Raw genomic sequence first — 15,932 nt, 5'->3', positions numbered from 1 at the left:
TTCCACGCGGCCCAGAGCGCTCTTCAGAACACCTTGCGCATCGGCTGCGCCTGCAGCCCTGCCCAAGACTGCACTGCACCTGCGGGTTCATAGCCATTGCGGCGGTAAAAAGCCTCCGCCGTGCGCGTACTCTCCAGCTCCAGGGCCGCCAACCCCAACTCTCGCGCACGGGCCTCGGCCTCACGCAACAAGGCGCGGCCTACGCCCTGGTGCAAGGCCTCTGGCACCACATAGCAAAGCGCCAGCGTGGTCCGCGTCAGCAGAGCAAAACCCACCATCGCCTCCCCGCAGTACGCGGCCCACGCCGTTGCATCGGGCGCGGTGATCCACGCGGCCAGGTTCTCCGGGGTCTTGTTGGCCAGCCATGCGGCGAGGATGGCGGGGTCGCTACCGTGGTCGGGCGCGCAGCAGTGGGTGATGGACTGGCGGACGACGTGGCAGGCGGCTTGTGCTGTACCGCAGCCGATCGGTACGACGCACAGTGCGTGGGGCGCCTCACCAGAGGCCGTCATGCTGCTGAGCCCCATCGCACCACACTCACCAGCCCCACCGCCAGCACTGCATAGAACAGGAAGCCCGCCATGTACACCCCGTTCGCGGTCACCACACGCTGGCCGTCACGCCGAAACGACAACGCCCCTGCGGGTGCAAAGATGCGGGCTTCCTTGTTGCGCGCGTTTTCCGTGCGCCAGCGGCCCAAGCTGAGAACGCGCACCAACAGCGCACCGGTATACACCAGCAGCACCTCCACCACCGACCACAGCATCGCAACCACAAACTCTGTCATCTGCATCCTCCGGGAATTTGCGAGGGGAAATGATAGACGGCCCGAAGATAAGAACGTCTGCGGTCCCGTTCCTCAAGCTGGGTCTTGGGCTGCCGGATGCAGCCGACTCCACGCGTCTGCCGCCTCCCACCCCGGTGGAACACAACCCTGCTCCATCACGCACAGGCTCGCGCTGGCCAGCGCGTGGCGCAGCGCGTGCTGGCACGTTTCAGCCGTCAAGCTTGCGACGAAATGCGCAAAACTCTCTGCGCCACCGGCAGCCTGCGCCTGCCGCAGCAGGTGCGCCAATAGTCCGGCCAGAAAACTGTCGCCCGCGCCCACGGTGTCCACCACCTGCAGCGGCTGGGCCTCCTTGGCAAAACACTGTGCGCCGTTGCGATGCAGCAGCCATGCACCATCCCCGCCCAGCGTCAGTGCCAGCAGGTGGGCCTGGGGGTTGGCGGCCAGCAGGTGGCGGGCGCGGGCCAACGCGTCAGTGCCGGGCACGGCAAGGTGGTCCAGGTCTTCGTCGCTGACCTTGATGATGTGGGCGTGGGCCAGCGCGGCGTGCACCGTGGTGCGGTAGGCAACCAAGTCGGGCATGACGGAGGGGCGCAGGTTGGCATCGGCCACTACGCAGCGGCCTGCTGCGCGCTGGGCTTCGAGCCAGGGCAGGTAGATGTCGATGTCGCGTGCGTCCAGCGCCAGCGCGCCGGTGCACACCACTTGCAGTGCGGGCAAGGCGATGCAGGCATCGTCCAGGCCTTGTGCCGACACGGCGCGGTCGGCCACGCCCTCGCGGTAGAAGGCGTAGTCGGGGTGGCCGTGTTCATTGAGGTTGACCACGGCCAGTGATGTGACTTGTTGCACCGGCTCGGGCTGGGCGAGCAACACGCCGTCGGCGACCAGCTGCGCGGCCAGCTCGCGGCCAAAGCGGTCGCGCGACAAGGGGTTGAGGTACTGCGTGCCCACGCCCTGCCGGGCCAGCGCGCGGCACAGGTTGTACAGCGCACCGCCCAGGCACGACAGGTAGCTGCCATCGGGGCGGCGGATGAGGTCGATAAGGGCCTCGCCTGCAATGGCGGCCTGTATGGGAGCCGTGGCCTGGGAAGTGTTGTGTACCGAAGTCATGGTGGATGTGAAGAGGATGCGGACAGCAGCATCAGAACTGCGATTGCAGTGCCGGGTATAGCGCGACAAAGCGGGCGTAGCGCTCGGCCAGCAGGGCTTGTTGTGCGGGCTGGGGGCTGAAAGTGGCGTCGGCGGGCAGGGGCTGACACCAGTGGGCTTCGTCGCCACCGCAGGCCATGGCAGCCAGGCGGGCGGCGCCCAGGGCAGCGGCGGCGTGTGCGCCCTGGGGGCGCTGCAGCGGGCAATCCAGGGCGCTGGCCAAGAGCTGCGCCCAGGGGTTGCTGCGGGCTCCGCCGCCGACCAGCGCCAGGGCGGGATCGCCATGCCCCGAAACGCCGACGGCACTGCCCTGCCCCACCCCTGCGGCGCGCATGGCGTTAAGGCCATCCAGCAGGCCAAAGCCCACGCCTTCGATCACGGCGTAGGCAAGGTCGGTGGCGTCGTGTTCGGCGCGCAGGCCCATGAAGACACCGGTCGCAGCCGCATTGTTGTGCGGCGTGCGCTCGCCGCTCAGGTAGGGCAAGAACAGCGGTGCCTGTGCCTGCCGGCTGGCGGGCATGGCGCCCACGGCGTCCGACAGCTGCGCCTCATCGCCCCGCCCCGTGAGCCGCGTGACCCAGCCGAACGCACTGGCCGCGCTGAGCATGACCGACATGTGGTGCCAGCGCTGCGGCAGCGCATGCGCAAAGGCGTGCACGGCGCGTTCGGTGGCAGGTGCAAAGGCATTCGTCACACGAAAGACCACACCCGAGGTCCCCAGCGACACAAAGCCCTGGCCCGTAGTGCGGGCGCCCACACCCACGGCGCTGGCGGCGTTGTCGCCCGCGCCTGCCGCCACCACCACCCCATCACCCAAGCCCCAGCGGCGCGCCACATCGCCGCGCAAGGTGCCGGTGGCCGCGCTGCCCTCGGCCAGCAGCGGCATGTGCGATGCATCGAGCCCCGAGGCCTGCAGCATCGCCGGGCTCCAGGCGCGGGCCTGCACATCGAGCCACAGCGTGCCGGATGCGTCGGACATGTCGCTCACCGCATCGCCGGTGAGCTGCAACCGCAGCCAGTCCTTGGGCAGCAGCACGGTGCGGATTTGTGCAAACACCTCTGGCTCGTGCGTGCGCAGCCACAGCAGCTTGGGCGCGGTGAAGCCGGGCATGGCGAGGTTGCCGGTGATCTGGCGCGAGGTGGGCACAGCCTGCTCCAGTGCGGCGCATTCCGCACTGGCGCGGCCGTCATTCCACAGGATGGCGGGGCGCAGCACGTTGGCCTGCGCACCCAGCACCACGGCGCCGTGCATGTGGCCCGACAGCCCCACACCCCGCACCTGCGCCCACGCGGCAGGCGCCTGCGCGCGCAGCTGCGCCACGGCGGTTTCTACCGCGGCCAGCCAGTCTGCCGGGTGCTGCTCGCTCCAGGTGGGCTGGGGGCGGTATTGGGCCACGGCAGCGTCGGCAGTGGCGATCACGGTCTGCGTTTCGTCGAGCAGCAGGAGCTTGACACCCGAGGTGCCTAAATCGATTCCGAGGTACATGGATGATGGGCAAATGTCAGTGGATCAAAGTGAAAGCGATGCCCCAGCCGCTTGCAACGGGAGCGCTCCAGGCCAGGGACGCCCAGCGAGGGCTACTTCGCAGCAAGGGCGTCGCCCCCTTTTCAGGGGGAAGGCGCTGCAAGCGACTCAGGGGGACTTGCCATACCGCCCCACACCCTGCTTGCGGTACTCGCTCGGCGTCATGCCCTTGATGTCCAGAAACCGGCGGTTGAAGTTGGCCATGTTGTTGAAGCCCACGTCGTACGCGATGTGGGTGATGTAGCGGTCGGACTCCATGAGCAGCTGGCAGGCGCGGTTCACGCGCACCAGGTTCACGAAGTCGGTGAAGGTGTTGCCCGTGGCCCGGCGAAAGAAGCGTGAGAAGCGGCTTTCCGTCATGCCGAGCTCTTGCGCCAGGTCGGCAGCTGCCAGTGGTTCGGCCAGGTGGTCGGTGATGCGGCTCACGATGGCATTGATCTGGTCGAGCTGGGTGTCGTTGTCCTCGCTTTGCAGCTGCGTGCTCGACAGCAGGCGAAAGTCGGTGCAGCGCGCCAGGTCGCTCATGAATTCGCAGAACGCGCCGAACCGGGCCAGCCCCTGGCGCGCCTTGATGCGGTGCCAGTGGTCTTGGGCCTGCGCTTCCATGCCAAAGAACTCCACGCCGTGGCGCGCGCGCTCCAGCAGAGGCAGCACCTCGCGCAGCTCGGGGATGGTTTCGCTGCTGGCCACCAGCGGCGCGTGCGAGAACTGGATCACCAGGTCGCGCAGCGGCACGCCCCCTTCGGGCAGGTCCATGCTGATCCAGTTGTGCGGCAGACGCGGCCCCGTCAGCACCAGGTGGCCGGGCTGGAACTGCCCGATCCAGTCGCCCACGAACACCTTGCCCGACGTCGCGGTGATGAGGTGCAGCTCGTACTCGTCGTGGTAATGCCAGCGCGCCAGCGGCGTGGGAAACCCGTGCGACAGGCAGCGGATGAAGCCCGCCGTCTCGGGCGACTCATAGCCCAGCGCAGGCGAGCGCACATAGTCGTGCTCCAGCTCGGGTTTGGTCTGGCGCGGGGCAATGGGCGTTTTCACGGTCATGGCAGGGTGTGGGCGGACAGTCCGTTGAAGTTACACCAGCATCAGGCCTGCGCACGGTCCGCCACAAAAACCAACACGCGGGCGTAGGCTTTGCGCAGGGTTTCCACCAGCTTCGGATGGCTGGCCATCTCGCCCCACAGCGTCGTGTCGGCCGCAAAGGCGGCGACCGGGTCGGTGGCGTCGCAGATGGCGTGCGCCACGGCCGGGTCCATGGCCTGGTCCTGGTAGGTGTAGGGGATCTGACCCGCGTGCCAGCGCTGCAGGTAGGCCAGGAACAGCGCGGGCAGCATGGCCACGCTGTCGAACGGCGCGCTCTGCGCCAGCTTGTCGCGGATGGTGGGCGCGATCATGCCGGGGATCTTGGAGAACGCGTCCATGGCCACGCGCTGGTTGGTGTCTGCGATGGCGGGGTTGCCGAAGCGGTCCAGCACCACGTCGCGGTAGGCCTCCAGGTCGATGGGGCATGGCAGCAACACGGGGACCGCATCGTCGGTGACGTAGTCGTAGGCCATCTGGCGGATGGCGGCATCGTGTGTGCCTTCGTGGATGTACTGGTAGCCCGCCAGCGTGCCGGCCCAGGCAATGCAGCTGTGGGTGGCGTTCAGCAGCCGGATCTTGGCCTCTTCATGCGCCTGTACCGACTGCACCATCTCCACGCCCACGGTCTCCCAGTCGGGCCGGCCGGCGATGAAGTCGTCTTCGATGACCCACTGGATGAAGCTCTCGCCCATCAGCGCCGCCTTGTCGTCCCAGCCGGTGGCTGCGCGCACGCGCTCGGCCACGTCGGGCGTGGGGCGCGGGGTGATGCGGTCGACCATGGCGTTGGGGCTGCCGGTGTGCTGCACCACCCAGGCCTTGAGCTCTGCATCGCCCAGCGCGTCGATGAACTGCAGCAGGCCACTGCGCGAGCGGTCGCCGTTGTGGCGCAGGTTGTCGCAGTTCATCAGCGTGACGGGGCCGGCGCCCGAGCGCATGCGCGCGCGCAGGATGCTGACAAGGCCACCATAGATGGTGTGGCCCGCCTGGCCGGCTTTCACGGCCGCGAGGTCGGCGCGCAGGTCGGCAAACGTGGACCAGTCGAGCTGGTTCTGGGCATCGAGGTAGTAGCCCGCCTCGGTCACCGTGAAGCTGATGATGCGCGTGGCGGGGTCGGCGCCCGCAGCGATCAGCGGGGCCAGGTCGTCCTGGTAGGGGATCACGCGCTGTATGGATTCGATGACGGTGTAGCTGCGCTCGCCCTGGGGCGTGACGGTCTCGAGCGTGTAGCGGCCGCCCTGCGTCTGCAGGGCCGCGATGGTGTCGGCCATGTCGGGGCGCAGGTTGCCGCCCGCGATGGCCCAGCCCGTGTCACCTTGCTGGCGCAGCTGGTGGACGTAGACGGCCTGGTGGGCACGGTGGAAGGAGCCCAGGCCCAGATGCAGGATGAAATTCATGGTGCGTGAAGACGGGTATTCAGAGATCAAAATTCGTGGGCATCATCACGACGTCGCGGATGGTCATGCCGCGCGGGCGGGTGAGCATGAAGAGCACCACGTCGGCCACTTCGGAGGCCTCGATGAGGCTGCCGCTGGCCTTGGCCTCGGCGAGCTTTTCCGCGGGCCAGTCGGCCAGCAGCGAGGTGATGACGGGCCCGGGCGAGATGGAGCCCACGCGGATGCCGTGCTTGAAGACCTGGCGGCGCACGGTCTGCACGAAGCAGTTGACGGCCCACTTGGACGACGCGTAGACGGGCTCCCAAGGCGTGGGGAAATGCGCGGCCAGCGAGCTGGTGACGATGATGTCGCCCCGGCCGCGCTCGATCATGTGGGGCAGCACGTTATGCACGTTCTTCATCACCACGTTGACGTTCAGGTTCAGCATGCGGTCGATGGCATCGGGGTCGGCATCCACCAGGTCGCCGCCCACATACAGCCCGGCGTTGGCGTGAAAGATGTCCAGTTGCCCCGCGAGCGCCAGCGTGCGCTGCAGAAGGCTGGCGCATTGCTGGGCATCGAGCAGGTCCAGCACCAGCGGCAAGGCGCTGGGGCCGATGGCGGCGCACGCCTTGGTCAGCGCGGCTTCGTCGCGGTCGATCAGCACCACGCGCGCGCCGGCATCGGCCATGGCCTGGGCGCTGGCGAACCCGATGCCCGAGGCAGCGCCGGTGACCGCCGCCACCTGCCCTTGCAATGTCTGCGCGGCACTCATGCTGCGTGGCCCGCCACGACGCGGCCAGCGGTGTCGAACCAGTGCGCGTGCGATGCATCGATGTCCAGGCTGACCGCATCGCCTGCGCGCAGGCCGGTGCGGTCGTTCTGGCGCGAGACGAACTGCGCGCCGCCGGGCGTGCTGACGTAGATCAGCGTCTCGGCGCCCAGCGCTTCGATCAGGTCCACCTGGCCGCCCACGGGCGTGGCGCCGGTGTGGCGCACGGTGATGTTCTCGGGGCGCAGGCCGATGGCGCCCACGGCGGCGCCGTCGCGGGCCGTTGGCGCCTGCTGTTGCACGGGCTGCGGCAGCTTGTCGACGGGCACCACGTTCATCTGCGGCGTGCCGATGAACTGGGCCACGAACTGGTTGGCAGGCTTGTCGTACAGCTCCAGCGGCGTGCCCACCTGCTCGATGACGCCGTCGCGCAGCACCACCACGCGGTCGGCCAGCGTCATGGCCTCGACCTGGTCGTGCGTGACGTAGATGGTGGTGGCGCCCAGGTCGCGGTGCAGCTTGGCGATCTCCACCCGGGTCTGGCCGCGCAGCGCTGCGTCGAGGTTGGACAGCGGCTCGTCGAACAAAAACACCTTGGGCGCACGCACGATGGCGCGGCCGATGGCCACTCGCTGGCGCTGGCCGCCCGACAGCTCCTTGGGCGTGCGCTGCAGGTAGCTGGTGAGGTTGAGGATGCGCGCGGCGTTCTGCACCTTGTCGTCGATCACCTGCTTGTCGACCTTGGCGAGCTTGAGGGCGAAGCTCATGTTCTCGTACACGCTCATATGCGGGTACAGCGCGTAGCTCTGGAACACCATGGCCAGGTCGCGCTTGCTCGAGGGCTGGTCGGTGATGTCGCGGCCGTCGAGCATGAGCGAGCCGCCGTCGATGGCTTCGAGCCCCGCGATCAGCCGCAGCAGCGTGGATTTGCCGCAGCCCGAAGGGCCGACGAAGACGATGAACTCGCCCTGCTGGATGGTGAGGTCGATGCCCTTGATGGCGCGGTGCTCGCCGAAGAATTTTTCGATGCCGCGCAGTTGAAGGTAGGCCATGGAATCGGGTTCCTGAAATCTTGAAAAACTGTGGGAAAGACAGGCTGCGGATTTACTTGACCGCGCCGAAGGTCAGGCCCTGAACGAGCTGCTTCTGGCTGAACCAGCCGAACACCACGATGGGCGCAATGGCCATCAGCGACGCGGCGGACAGCTTGGCCCAGAACAGGCCTTCGGGGCTGGAGTAGGACGCGATCAGCGTGGCCAGCGTGCCGGCCTTGGCGGCGCTCAGGTTCAGGCTCCAGAAGGCCTCGTTCCACGACAGCACCAGGCACAGGAGGCCGGTGGATGCGAGGCCGCCCATGCCCAGGGGCAGCAGCACCAGGCGCACCTCTTGCCACAGCGTGGCGCCGTCCATGCGCGCGGCCTCCAGGATCTCGTGCGGGATGTCCTTGAAGTGCGAGTACAGCATCCAGACCATGATGGGCAGGTTGGACAGCGCGAACACGATGATCAGCGCGAGCTGCGTGTCGAGCAGGTGGCTCTTTTGCGCCAGCACGTAGATGGGCACCAGCGCGCCCACGGCGGGCATCATCTTGGTCGACAGCATCCACATGAGGATGTCCTTGGTGTACTTGCCCTTGAAGAAGGCCATGGCATATGCCGCGGGCGCGGCCAGCATCAGCCCCACCAGGGTGGACAACACGCTGGTGATGACCGAGTTCTTGGCGTACAGCAGGTAGTCGCTGCGCTCTTGCACTTCATGGAAGTTCTCGAGCGTGGGCGTGAAGACGAACAGCGGCGGCACCGCGATGGCCTGCAGCTCGGTCTTGAAGGCCGTGAGGAACAGCCACCCGAGCGGAAAGAACAGCAGCAGCGCCACGCCCCAGGCAGCGGCGGTGCGCAGGGCCAGCAGGCCCAGCGGAAAGTTGGAACGGCGTCGTGTGGTGGTTGCAGTCATGTGCGTTGCCTCTGGTCTTATTTGTCGAGGTTCTTGCCAACCATGCGGATCAAAAACACCGCTGCGATGTTGGCAAGCACCACCGCGAACAGCGCCCCGGCCGAGGCCACGCCCGCGTCGAAGTTGAGCAGCGCCTGCTTGAAGATCAGGAAGGTGACGTTGGTGCTCGCATCGCCCGGCCCGCCGGCCGTGGTGGTGTAGATCTCGGCAAAGATGCTGAGCAAGAAGATGAGTTCGATCATGACCACCACGGCCACCGAGCGGCCCAGGTGCGGCACGTACAGGTAGCGCAGCTGCTGCAGGTAGTTGGCGCCGTCCATGCGCGAGGCTTCCAGCTGCTCGTGGTTCATGCTCTGCAGCGCGGTCATGAAGATCAGCGTGGCGAACGGCAGCCATTGCCACGACACCATGACGATGACCGAGAACAGCGGGTGGTCGGTGAGCCAGTCCACCGGCGCCGCGCCAAAGAAGATCCACACCTGCGCGAGCACGCCGTAGATGGGGTTCATCATCATGTTCTTCCACATCAGCGCATTGACCGTGGGCATGACGAAGAACGGCGATATCAGCAGCACCCGCACGATGCCCCGGCCCGGAAAAGGCTCGTTGATGAGCAGCGCGATCGCCACGCCGAAGAACACCGTGATGAGGATCACGCTGCCCAGCAGCAAGATGGTGTTGACCACCGCCGCGCCGAACGATGGGTCGGTGACGAAGTACTCAAAATTCTCCAGCCCCGCAAAGCCCGTCTGGTCGGGCTGCATGAGGTTGTAGCGGATGAGCGAGAAGTAGATCGTCATCACCAGCGGCACGATCATCCAGAGGAATAGCGTGGCCATGGCTGGCGTGAGCAGCAGACGGGGAAGCAGGCGGCGGTTCATGGGAGTCTCGGAGAAATCTGGACGGGGTCACACCCTGAAGGCCAGAGCGAAGAGATCGACAGGACAGGCTTCGAGTCGGCGTGCATCCGGCGAAGCCACCGACATCGGAGAAGTAAGCGTTCAGCCGGCGTAGCGAGCGGTCCGAGGTGGGGGTGCTGTACCGGAGCCGTACTCTCGTACGGCGAGGAACACCACCCCCAGATCGGGCCGCGCAGTAGCCGGATGAATGCTTACTTGTAGTAGCCGGCTTTCTTCATTTCGCGGTCCGCCGACACCTGCGATGCCTTCAGCGCCGCATCCACCGTCGTCTTGCCCGCCAGCGCCGCGCTCATCTGCTGGCCCACCGCGATGCCGATGGCCTGGAACTCGGGAATCGCCGCGAACTGCACACCCACGTACGGGCTCTTGGGCAGGGTCGAGTCGGTCGGGTTGGCCGAGTCGATGGCGACCTTCTCGGCGGCGGCAAAGCGGGCGGCCTTCTGGAATTCAGGCGATGCGTAGGTGCTCTTGCGCGTGCCGGTGGGCACGTTGGCCCAGCCGTTGGTCTTGGCGACCAGCTGGATGTAGTCCTTGCTCGTGGACCAGGTGATGAACTTCTGCGCGGCGTCGACCTTCTTCGAACCGGCGGGGATGGCCAGGTTCCACGACCACAGCCAGTTGGCGCCCTTGGGCGTGTTCATGGTGGGCGCCTGGGCAAAGGCCATCTGGTCGGCCACCTTGGACTGCTTGGGGTCGCTCACGAAAGATGCCGCGATGGTCGCGTCCACCCACATGCCGCACTTGCCGGAGTTGGTCAGTGCCAGGATCTCGTTGAAGCTGTTGGCCGACGAGCCGGGTGGGCCGTAGTTCTTGAGCAGGTCCACGTAGAAGGTGATCGCGTCCTTCCAGGGCTTGGATTCGAGCTGCGGCTTCCACTGCATGTCGAACCACTGGCCGCCGAAGGTGTTGACCAGTGTGGTCAGGAACGCCATGTTGTCGCCCCAGCCCGGCTTGCCGCGCAGGCAGATGCCGTATACGCCGTTCTTGGGGTCGTGCATCTTGGCGGCCAGGTCCTTGATCTGCGGCCAGGTGGGGCGCTCGGGCACCTGCACGCCGGCCTTGTCGGCCAGGTCCTTGCGGTACATGAGCATGGAGCTTTCGCCGTAGAACGGCGCGGCGAACAGCTTGCCGTCGATGGACAGGCCGCCCCGCACGGCGGGCAGCAGGTCGTCCACGTCGTAGGCGGCGTCGGTTTTGAGCTCCTGCAGCCAGCCCTTCTTGCCCCAGATGGGCGCCTCGTACATGCCGATGGTCATCACGTCGAACTGGCCGCCCTTGGTGGCGATGTCGGTGGTGACGCGCTGGCGCAGCACGCCTTCTTCGAGCGTGACCCACTTGAGTTTGATGTCGGGGTTGGCCTGCTCGAAGTTCTTGCTGAGCTTCTGCATCTCGATCATGTGGCCGTTGTTCACGGTGGCGATCACGAGCTCGGTCTGCGCACTGGCGGCGCCGCACAGCGACGTCAAAGCCAGCGCAACGGCGACGGCCAGGCGCTGGGGCATGGGGACAGGGGTGGAATGTGGCATCGGAAAAGTCTCCTCGGTCGTTGGTATGGGAATCTGCCTTTCAACACCGGCGCAAGGCATGCAGGCATTGACGGACTGAACGATACCGATGCTGCGATGCTCGATTGGTACTCCAGACGCCTCCACAAATACTAATTTGCACCAGATACTCAGGATTTATACCTAGATGTGTCAACAGGGTATCTAACCGAGTGCGAAAAGGTGCCTATCCCGTTGCAGCGTTGGTGCAGCGAATGCCCCGGATTACTATCAAATCAATAGCTGCCAGCGCTTACCTGTCAAGCGGTAGAGGCCAATTCAATCCACATTTTCTGCACCAAGGCCCACCGCAGGTGACGCCAATACCCCCTCCTCCCTCCATTTGCCCGCCCGCCCACGGCAGCACTGCTCCCCTTCAGAAATCCACCGTGGCAGAGAGAGTCACTGTGCGAGGACTTCCCACATACAGCCAGTTGCCGGAGCCGCTGGACCAGTAGTTGCGGTTGAACAGGTTGTCCACGCCCGCGCGCAGCACCAGCGGCCGGCCCCAGGCCTGGGTCTTGTAGCGGGCGCCGATGTCCCAGCGCGTCCAGCCCGGAATGCGCCGCAGGTTGGCGGCGTCCACCTGCTGCGCGCTGCTGGCGATCATGCGGGCCGACAGCGTCAGCCCCGGAACAGCAGCCACGTCGTGGTCGCTGCCCAGGTTGAGTTGCCAGCGCGACACATTGGGCGCGGCGTTGCCGTTGTAGGTGCCGCCTTCGGTTCGGGTCAGCCGGGCATCGTTGAAGGTCACGCCGCCCAGCAGGCGCGTGCCCCGCGCCACCTCGCCAAAGACATTGAGCTCGACCCCGCGGTTGCGCTGCTCTGCACCGACCTGGTAGGTGAACGTGCCGTCGCCGTTGGAGGCAACGAGCCCGCTCGGCTTCTGGATGTGGAACAGGCTCGCTGTGGTGCTGAAGCGGCCCCAGTCGGCCTTCACGCCCACCTCCCGCTGCTTCGTGCGGACCGGCGGAAACACCTGCCCGGCGTTGGTGGTGCCCAGTGGCGCTGAATCGCCCTGGACCAGCCCTTCGATGTAATTGCCGTAGACCGATACGTTCGGCTGTAGCTTGAACACCGCGGCCAGCGCCGGCGTCACCGCGTGCTCGTCGTACGCGGCGCTGCCGGCCCCGGTGGTGGTGTCGTACTTGACGACCTTCACGCGCTGGTAGCGGGCGCCCAGGGTGACGGACAGGCGGTCTTGCCACAGCGAGACGGTGTCGGACAGCGCCACGGACGGCAACTGCAAGGAATCGGTCTGTGGCGGCCGCGATGAGAAACCGTCGATGGACGGACGCGCGGTGGCCGCGGGCGCATACATGTTCGTGGCGAAGCTGTCGAAGCCGTAGTACTGCGCCGTGAAGCCGCTGTCCTTCTTCAGGTACGACGCATGCAGGTGGATGCGGTGCGTAAGCTCGCCGGCACGCACCGTGCCCTGCAGGCCGCCTTGCAGGGTGCGGTAGTTCGTCCAGTTGGGCCAGAAGTATGTGGTGGCCTGCGCGTCGCCCTGCACGTTGGTCACGAACACGTCGGTGGCGAGGTAGCGGGACCGCGTGTGGCTGCCACCCGCGGCTGCAGAGAGCGTCCAGTCCGGGGTGAGCTCGTACTCGGCTTTGGCCAGAAGGTAGTTGCTGCGCGACCTGGCGAACTCCCAGTCCTGCGCGATGCGATGGCTGGCCCGGGGCGGCCTGGGGATGGCAATGCCGTCGTCGATGCCGAAGCCCGCGGCGCCTTGCGGCGCTTCGTTGTTCATCGTCTGGTGGCCGGCATCCACCGAGGCCCGCAACTGACTGCCCCGGTAGTCCACGGCCAGCGCCGCAGCGCCCAGCTCGACGGACTGGCCCTGGGTGGCGGTCTTCCCGTCACGGTAGATGCCGTTGAAGCGCACACCCCACTGGTGGTCGTCGCCGAACCGGCGGCCCACGTCCAGGTGGCCGCCCAGGTTGCCTCTGGACAGGTACGTGGTGGTCAGGCGTGTCAGCGGCACATCGCCCGCGCGCTTGGGCACCAGGTTGATGGCGCCGCCCACCGCGCCGCCCGCCCCGGGCGCCATGCCGTTGAGCAACGCGTTGGGGCCCTTGAGCACCTCGACGCGCTCGGCCGCTTCGACCGCCACGGCACGGTTGGTGGCGATGCCGCCGATGCCGTCGAACAGCACCGAGTCCTGCACCGAGAAGCCGCGGATCAGAAAGATGTCGCCCCCCGCAGCAGCGTTGTTCAGGCTGTAGGACACCGTTCTCACGGACGGATCGTTGGCCAGCACATCGGCCACGGTGATCGCCTGCTGGTCCTGCATGAGTTCCGCCGTGTAGCTGGTGATGTGAAACGGCGTGTCCATCAGGCTCTGGTGGCCCAGCAGGCCGACCCGGCTGCCCGTGGCAACCTGGCCGCCAGCATAGGCGGGCGGCAAATCGCCGGGCGCTGCCTCGGCGCTGGCCGTCACGGTGACGGCGCCCAGGGTGGCGGCATCGCTGAGCCGGGGTGCCTGCGCTGCAGGGCGCGATGCCTCGCGCAGCGTGAAGACGCCGCCCGTGGTCTGCCGCAGTTCCAGCCCCGAACCTGCCAGCGCGCGGCGCAGTGCCTCGGGCGCATCGAAGCGGCCCCGCACGGGCGCCGCGTTGCGGCCTTCCACCAGTTGCGCATCGGCGGTGAGGGCCAGGCCCGCGTCACGCGCGATGCGGTTGAGGGCTGCTCCCAGCGGCCCGGCGGGCAGGTCGTAGTCGCGCACTGCCGCAGCGCTGGCCGTGGCCGCAGGGACCTCTGCCGTGGCTGGCTGTGCGGCCGCGGCAGAAGCGCCCAACGCGAGCAGCAGCGCCGCAGCGCAGGGGTTCAGCGGAAAGGGGAGAACAGCAGAGGGCATGGGTCAGGCTCCGAGACGGTCACGTCAGAAAAGAGGGGCAACCGTGCCGATGCACGGTCTCTGTCTGATTGCCGAACGGGTGCCGAAAAGTGAGAGGGGGCCGGGGCCATTTATTTTTTGGGCCGGCATCGCTGGTGGGTGGGGTGCCAGCTGGCAGGGGCGATCTGGGTTGATCTGCTTCGGCTGGTGGATCTGGGTTGAACGGAATGGAACCGTCGATCAGCCGCACCAAGTCGCTCATCTTTTGATAGCTGCCAGCGCTTTCCCATCAAGCGGTAGCGGCCTATTTTCTTGAAATTTTCATCCTCAGGGCGCAGCATGCGGCTTGAGCGTGACCCACCAGCGCGTAGTCCAGACCACATCGACCGGCACGGCCGCGGTCAGCGCCAACAGGGCCTGGTCGGAGTCCGCCAGGGGCAGCGTGCCCGTCACGCGCAAACCGGCCACGCGGGGGTCGACAGCCAGGCGGCCGACCCGGTGCCGCGCGAGCGTTGCCACCACCTCGCCCAAGGGTTGGTTGTCCACCACCAGCATGCCGTCCTTCCAGGCGTCGGCATCGGGCGGGGCCGCCCATGGGTCCACCCGCCCGCCCTCCAGCCGCGCGCCCTGCCCGGCCCGCACGATGCGCTCGGCAGCGCACGGCTCGGACGCTGCTGCCGCACAGGTCGCCGGGCGGGCCGCGACGGCGGACTGGGTGACGGCGACCTCGGTGGCGGGCGCGCCACGGCCCTGCGCTTCACCGATACCAGCGGTGTGCGCCTGTGGCCAGCGGCGCACGGTGAAGCGGGTGCCCAGGGCGCGCAGGCTGCCGTCCTCGGTCAGCACGACGAACGGGCGCTGCTCGGCCGGGTCGGCATGGCTGGTTTCCACGGCCACCTCGCCCGCGCGCAGGTGGATGGTGCGCTGGTCTTGGCTGAACACGACATCCACAGCGCTGCGGGTGTTCAGGTGCAGCACGGTCTGGTCGGGCAGCACGATGGTGCGGCGCTCGCCGGTGGCGGTGCGGTGGTCGGCCAGCAGTTGGCCCACGGGCTGGTAGCGGTCCAGCACCAGCACGCCGCAGGCCAGCGCCAATGCCAGTCCCAGCACGGCGCCCGCCACACGGGCTGGACGGCGCCGGCGCGGTGGCAGCAGCAACGCTGCGCGGGCTCCGGGACCTGCGGCGGCGCGGGTCAGGTGCTGGTCGATGTCGCCCAACTGGCGCCAGGCGCGGGCATGGTCGGGGTGTGCAGCCAGCCAGTCGGCCAGGGCTTGCGCGTCCGCCGGCGAGATATCGCCCTCACCCTGGCGCAGTTGCCAGCCGATGGCGGCCTCCAGCACGGCAGACGGCACGGGATGGTCGTCGCCTGCCCCACCAGGGGGGCCGCCCGTGGTCCAGCCCGCGCTGCTCACGCCGCGCCACCGAAGCGCAGGTGGTAGGCGTGGCGCATGGCGTTGGCCAGGTATTGGCGCACGCGGGGCACCGACACTTGCAGCTGCTCGGCAATCTCTGCTTGCGTGAGGCCATCGAGCCGGTTCATCAGCCACGCTGCGCGCGTCTTGGGCGTCAGGCCCTGCAACACTGCATCGACCGCGTGGAGCATCTGCACGGCGGCCAGGCGCTCTTCGGGGGATGGCTGCAGCACCTCGGGCTGCAGGGCCAGGTCGGCCAGGTAGGCGCGCTCCAGTTCACCCCGGCGCCAGAAGTCCACCAGCAACCCGCGTGCCACCGTGGTCAGGTAGGCGCGCGGCTCGCGCATCGCTTCGGGGGCGATGGCGGTGGGCCGTGCGAGCAGGCGCACGAAGGTGTCCTGCGCCAGGTCGGCCGCGTCGTCGGCACAACCGAGCCGCCGGCGCAGCCAGGACTGCAGCCACCCGTGGTGGTGGCTGTAGAGCGCGTGCAGGGGATGAGCGGCAGGCATGGCGTGGCGGCCTTTTTGAGAATGATTCTTGATTATAGAAATGCATTCTCAGTTGTGCCCAGCCC

The 15,932-nt window shown here is 67.4% G+C and carries 14 protein-coding genes; all 14 read right to left on the bottom strand.

The window, feature by feature from the left end; translation table 11 throughout:
* Positions 1-23: 23 nt before the first annotated feature.
* The gene (locus IB243_RS15260) at positions 24-512 is read right to left on the bottom strand and encodes a GNAT family N-acetyltransferase (RefSeq protein ID WP_192428108.1); all 489 of its coding nucleotides are present in this window, start codon (positions 510-512) and stop codon (positions 24-26) included.
* Complete coding sequence (locus tag IB243_RS15255; protein ID WP_192428106.1) at positions 509-787, bottom strand: hypothetical protein; 279 nt, start codon at positions 785-787, stop codon at positions 509-511. The genes IB243_RS15260 and IB243_RS15255 overlap by 4 nt, the downstream gene beginning before the upstream one ends.
* Positions 788-859: 72 nt before the next feature.
* Positions 860-1,897: a PfkB family carbohydrate kinase gene (locus IB243_RS15250; RefSeq protein ID WP_192428104.1), complete on the bottom strand. Its 1,038-nt coding sequence runs from the start codon at positions 1,895-1,897 to the stop codon at positions 860-862.
* A gap of 31 nt (positions 1,898-1,928) precedes the next feature.
* The gene (gene xylB, locus IB243_RS15245; RefSeq protein ID WP_192428102.1) at positions 1,929-3,422 is read right to left on the bottom strand and encodes a xylulokinase; all 1,494 of its coding nucleotides are present in this window, start codon (positions 3,420-3,422) and stop codon (positions 1,929-1,931) included.
* A 147-nt stretch (positions 3,423-3,569) separates the two neighbouring features.
* Positions 3,570-4,505, bottom strand: coding sequence for an AraC family transcriptional regulator (locus IB243_RS15240; protein WP_192428100.1), 936 nt, complete (start codon positions 4,503-4,505; stop codon positions 3,570-3,572).
* Between the two features lie 41 nt (positions 4,506-4,546).
* Positions 4,547-5,938 carry a D-arabinitol 4-dehydrogenase gene (dalD, locus tag IB243_RS15235; RefSeq protein ID WP_192428099.1) on the bottom strand — a complete coding sequence of 464 codons (1,392 nt, stop codon included), beginning with the start codon at positions 5,936-5,938 and terminating at the stop codon, positions 4,547-4,549.
* A 19-nt stretch (positions 5,939-5,957) separates the two neighbouring features.
* Positions 5,958-6,692 (bottom strand): SDR family oxidoreductase, encoded by a 735-nt coding sequence (locus IB243_RS15230; protein ID WP_192428097.1) that lies wholly within the window; start codon positions 6,690-6,692, stop codon positions 5,958-5,960.
* Positions 6,689-7,741 (bottom strand): ABC transporter ATP-binding protein, encoded by a 1,053-nt coding sequence (locus IB243_RS15225; protein WP_056163517.1) that lies wholly within the window; start codon positions 7,739-7,741, stop codon positions 6,689-6,691. The genes IB243_RS15230 and IB243_RS15225 overlap by 4 nt, the downstream gene beginning before the upstream one ends.
* Before the next feature lie 52 nt (positions 7,742-7,793).
* Complete coding sequence (locus tag IB243_RS15220; RefSeq protein ID WP_056163515.1) at positions 7,794-8,642, bottom strand: carbohydrate ABC transporter permease; 849 nt, start codon at positions 8,640-8,642, stop codon at positions 7,794-7,796.
* A gap of 17 nt (positions 8,643-8,659) precedes the next feature.
* Complete coding sequence (locus IB243_RS15215) at positions 8,660-9,523, bottom strand: carbohydrate ABC transporter permease (RefSeq protein ID WP_057270516.1); 864 nt, start codon at positions 9,521-9,523, stop codon at positions 8,660-8,662.
* 230 nt (positions 9,524-9,753) lie between these two features.
* Positions 9,754-11,088: a sugar ABC transporter substrate-binding protein gene (locus IB243_RS15210; protein WP_192428095.1), complete on the bottom strand. Its 1,335-nt coding sequence runs from the start codon at positions 11,086-11,088 to the stop codon at positions 9,754-9,756.
* Positions 11,089-11,482: 394 nt separating this feature from the next.
* The gene (locus IB243_RS15205; protein ID WP_192428093.1) at positions 11,483-13,966 is read right to left on the bottom strand and encodes a TonB-dependent receptor; all 2,484 of its coding nucleotides are present in this window, start codon (positions 13,964-13,966) and stop codon (positions 11,483-11,485) included.
* A gap of 306 nt (positions 13,967-14,272) precedes the next feature.
* Positions 14,273-15,358, bottom strand: coding sequence for a FecR domain-containing protein (locus IB243_RS15200; RefSeq protein ID WP_192428091.1), 1,086 nt, complete (start codon positions 15,356-15,358; stop codon positions 14,273-14,275).
* The gene (locus IB243_RS15195) at positions 15,355-15,867 is read right to left on the bottom strand and encodes a sigma-70 family RNA polymerase sigma factor (RefSeq protein WP_192428089.1); all 513 of its coding nucleotides are present in this window, start codon (positions 15,865-15,867) and stop codon (positions 15,355-15,357) included. Before IB243_RS15195 ends, IB243_RS15200 begins: the two co-directional genes overlap by 4 nt.
* Between the last annotated feature and the right edge of the window lie 65 nt (positions 15,868-15,932).

Source organism: Acidovorax sp. ACV01, assembly GCF_014851495.1.
Taxonomy (GTDB): Bacteria; Pseudomonadota; Gammaproteobacteria; order Burkholderiales; family Burkholderiaceae_C; genus Acidovorax; species Acidovorax radicis.
This window is presented reverse-complemented; position numbering and strand designations above follow the sequence as displayed.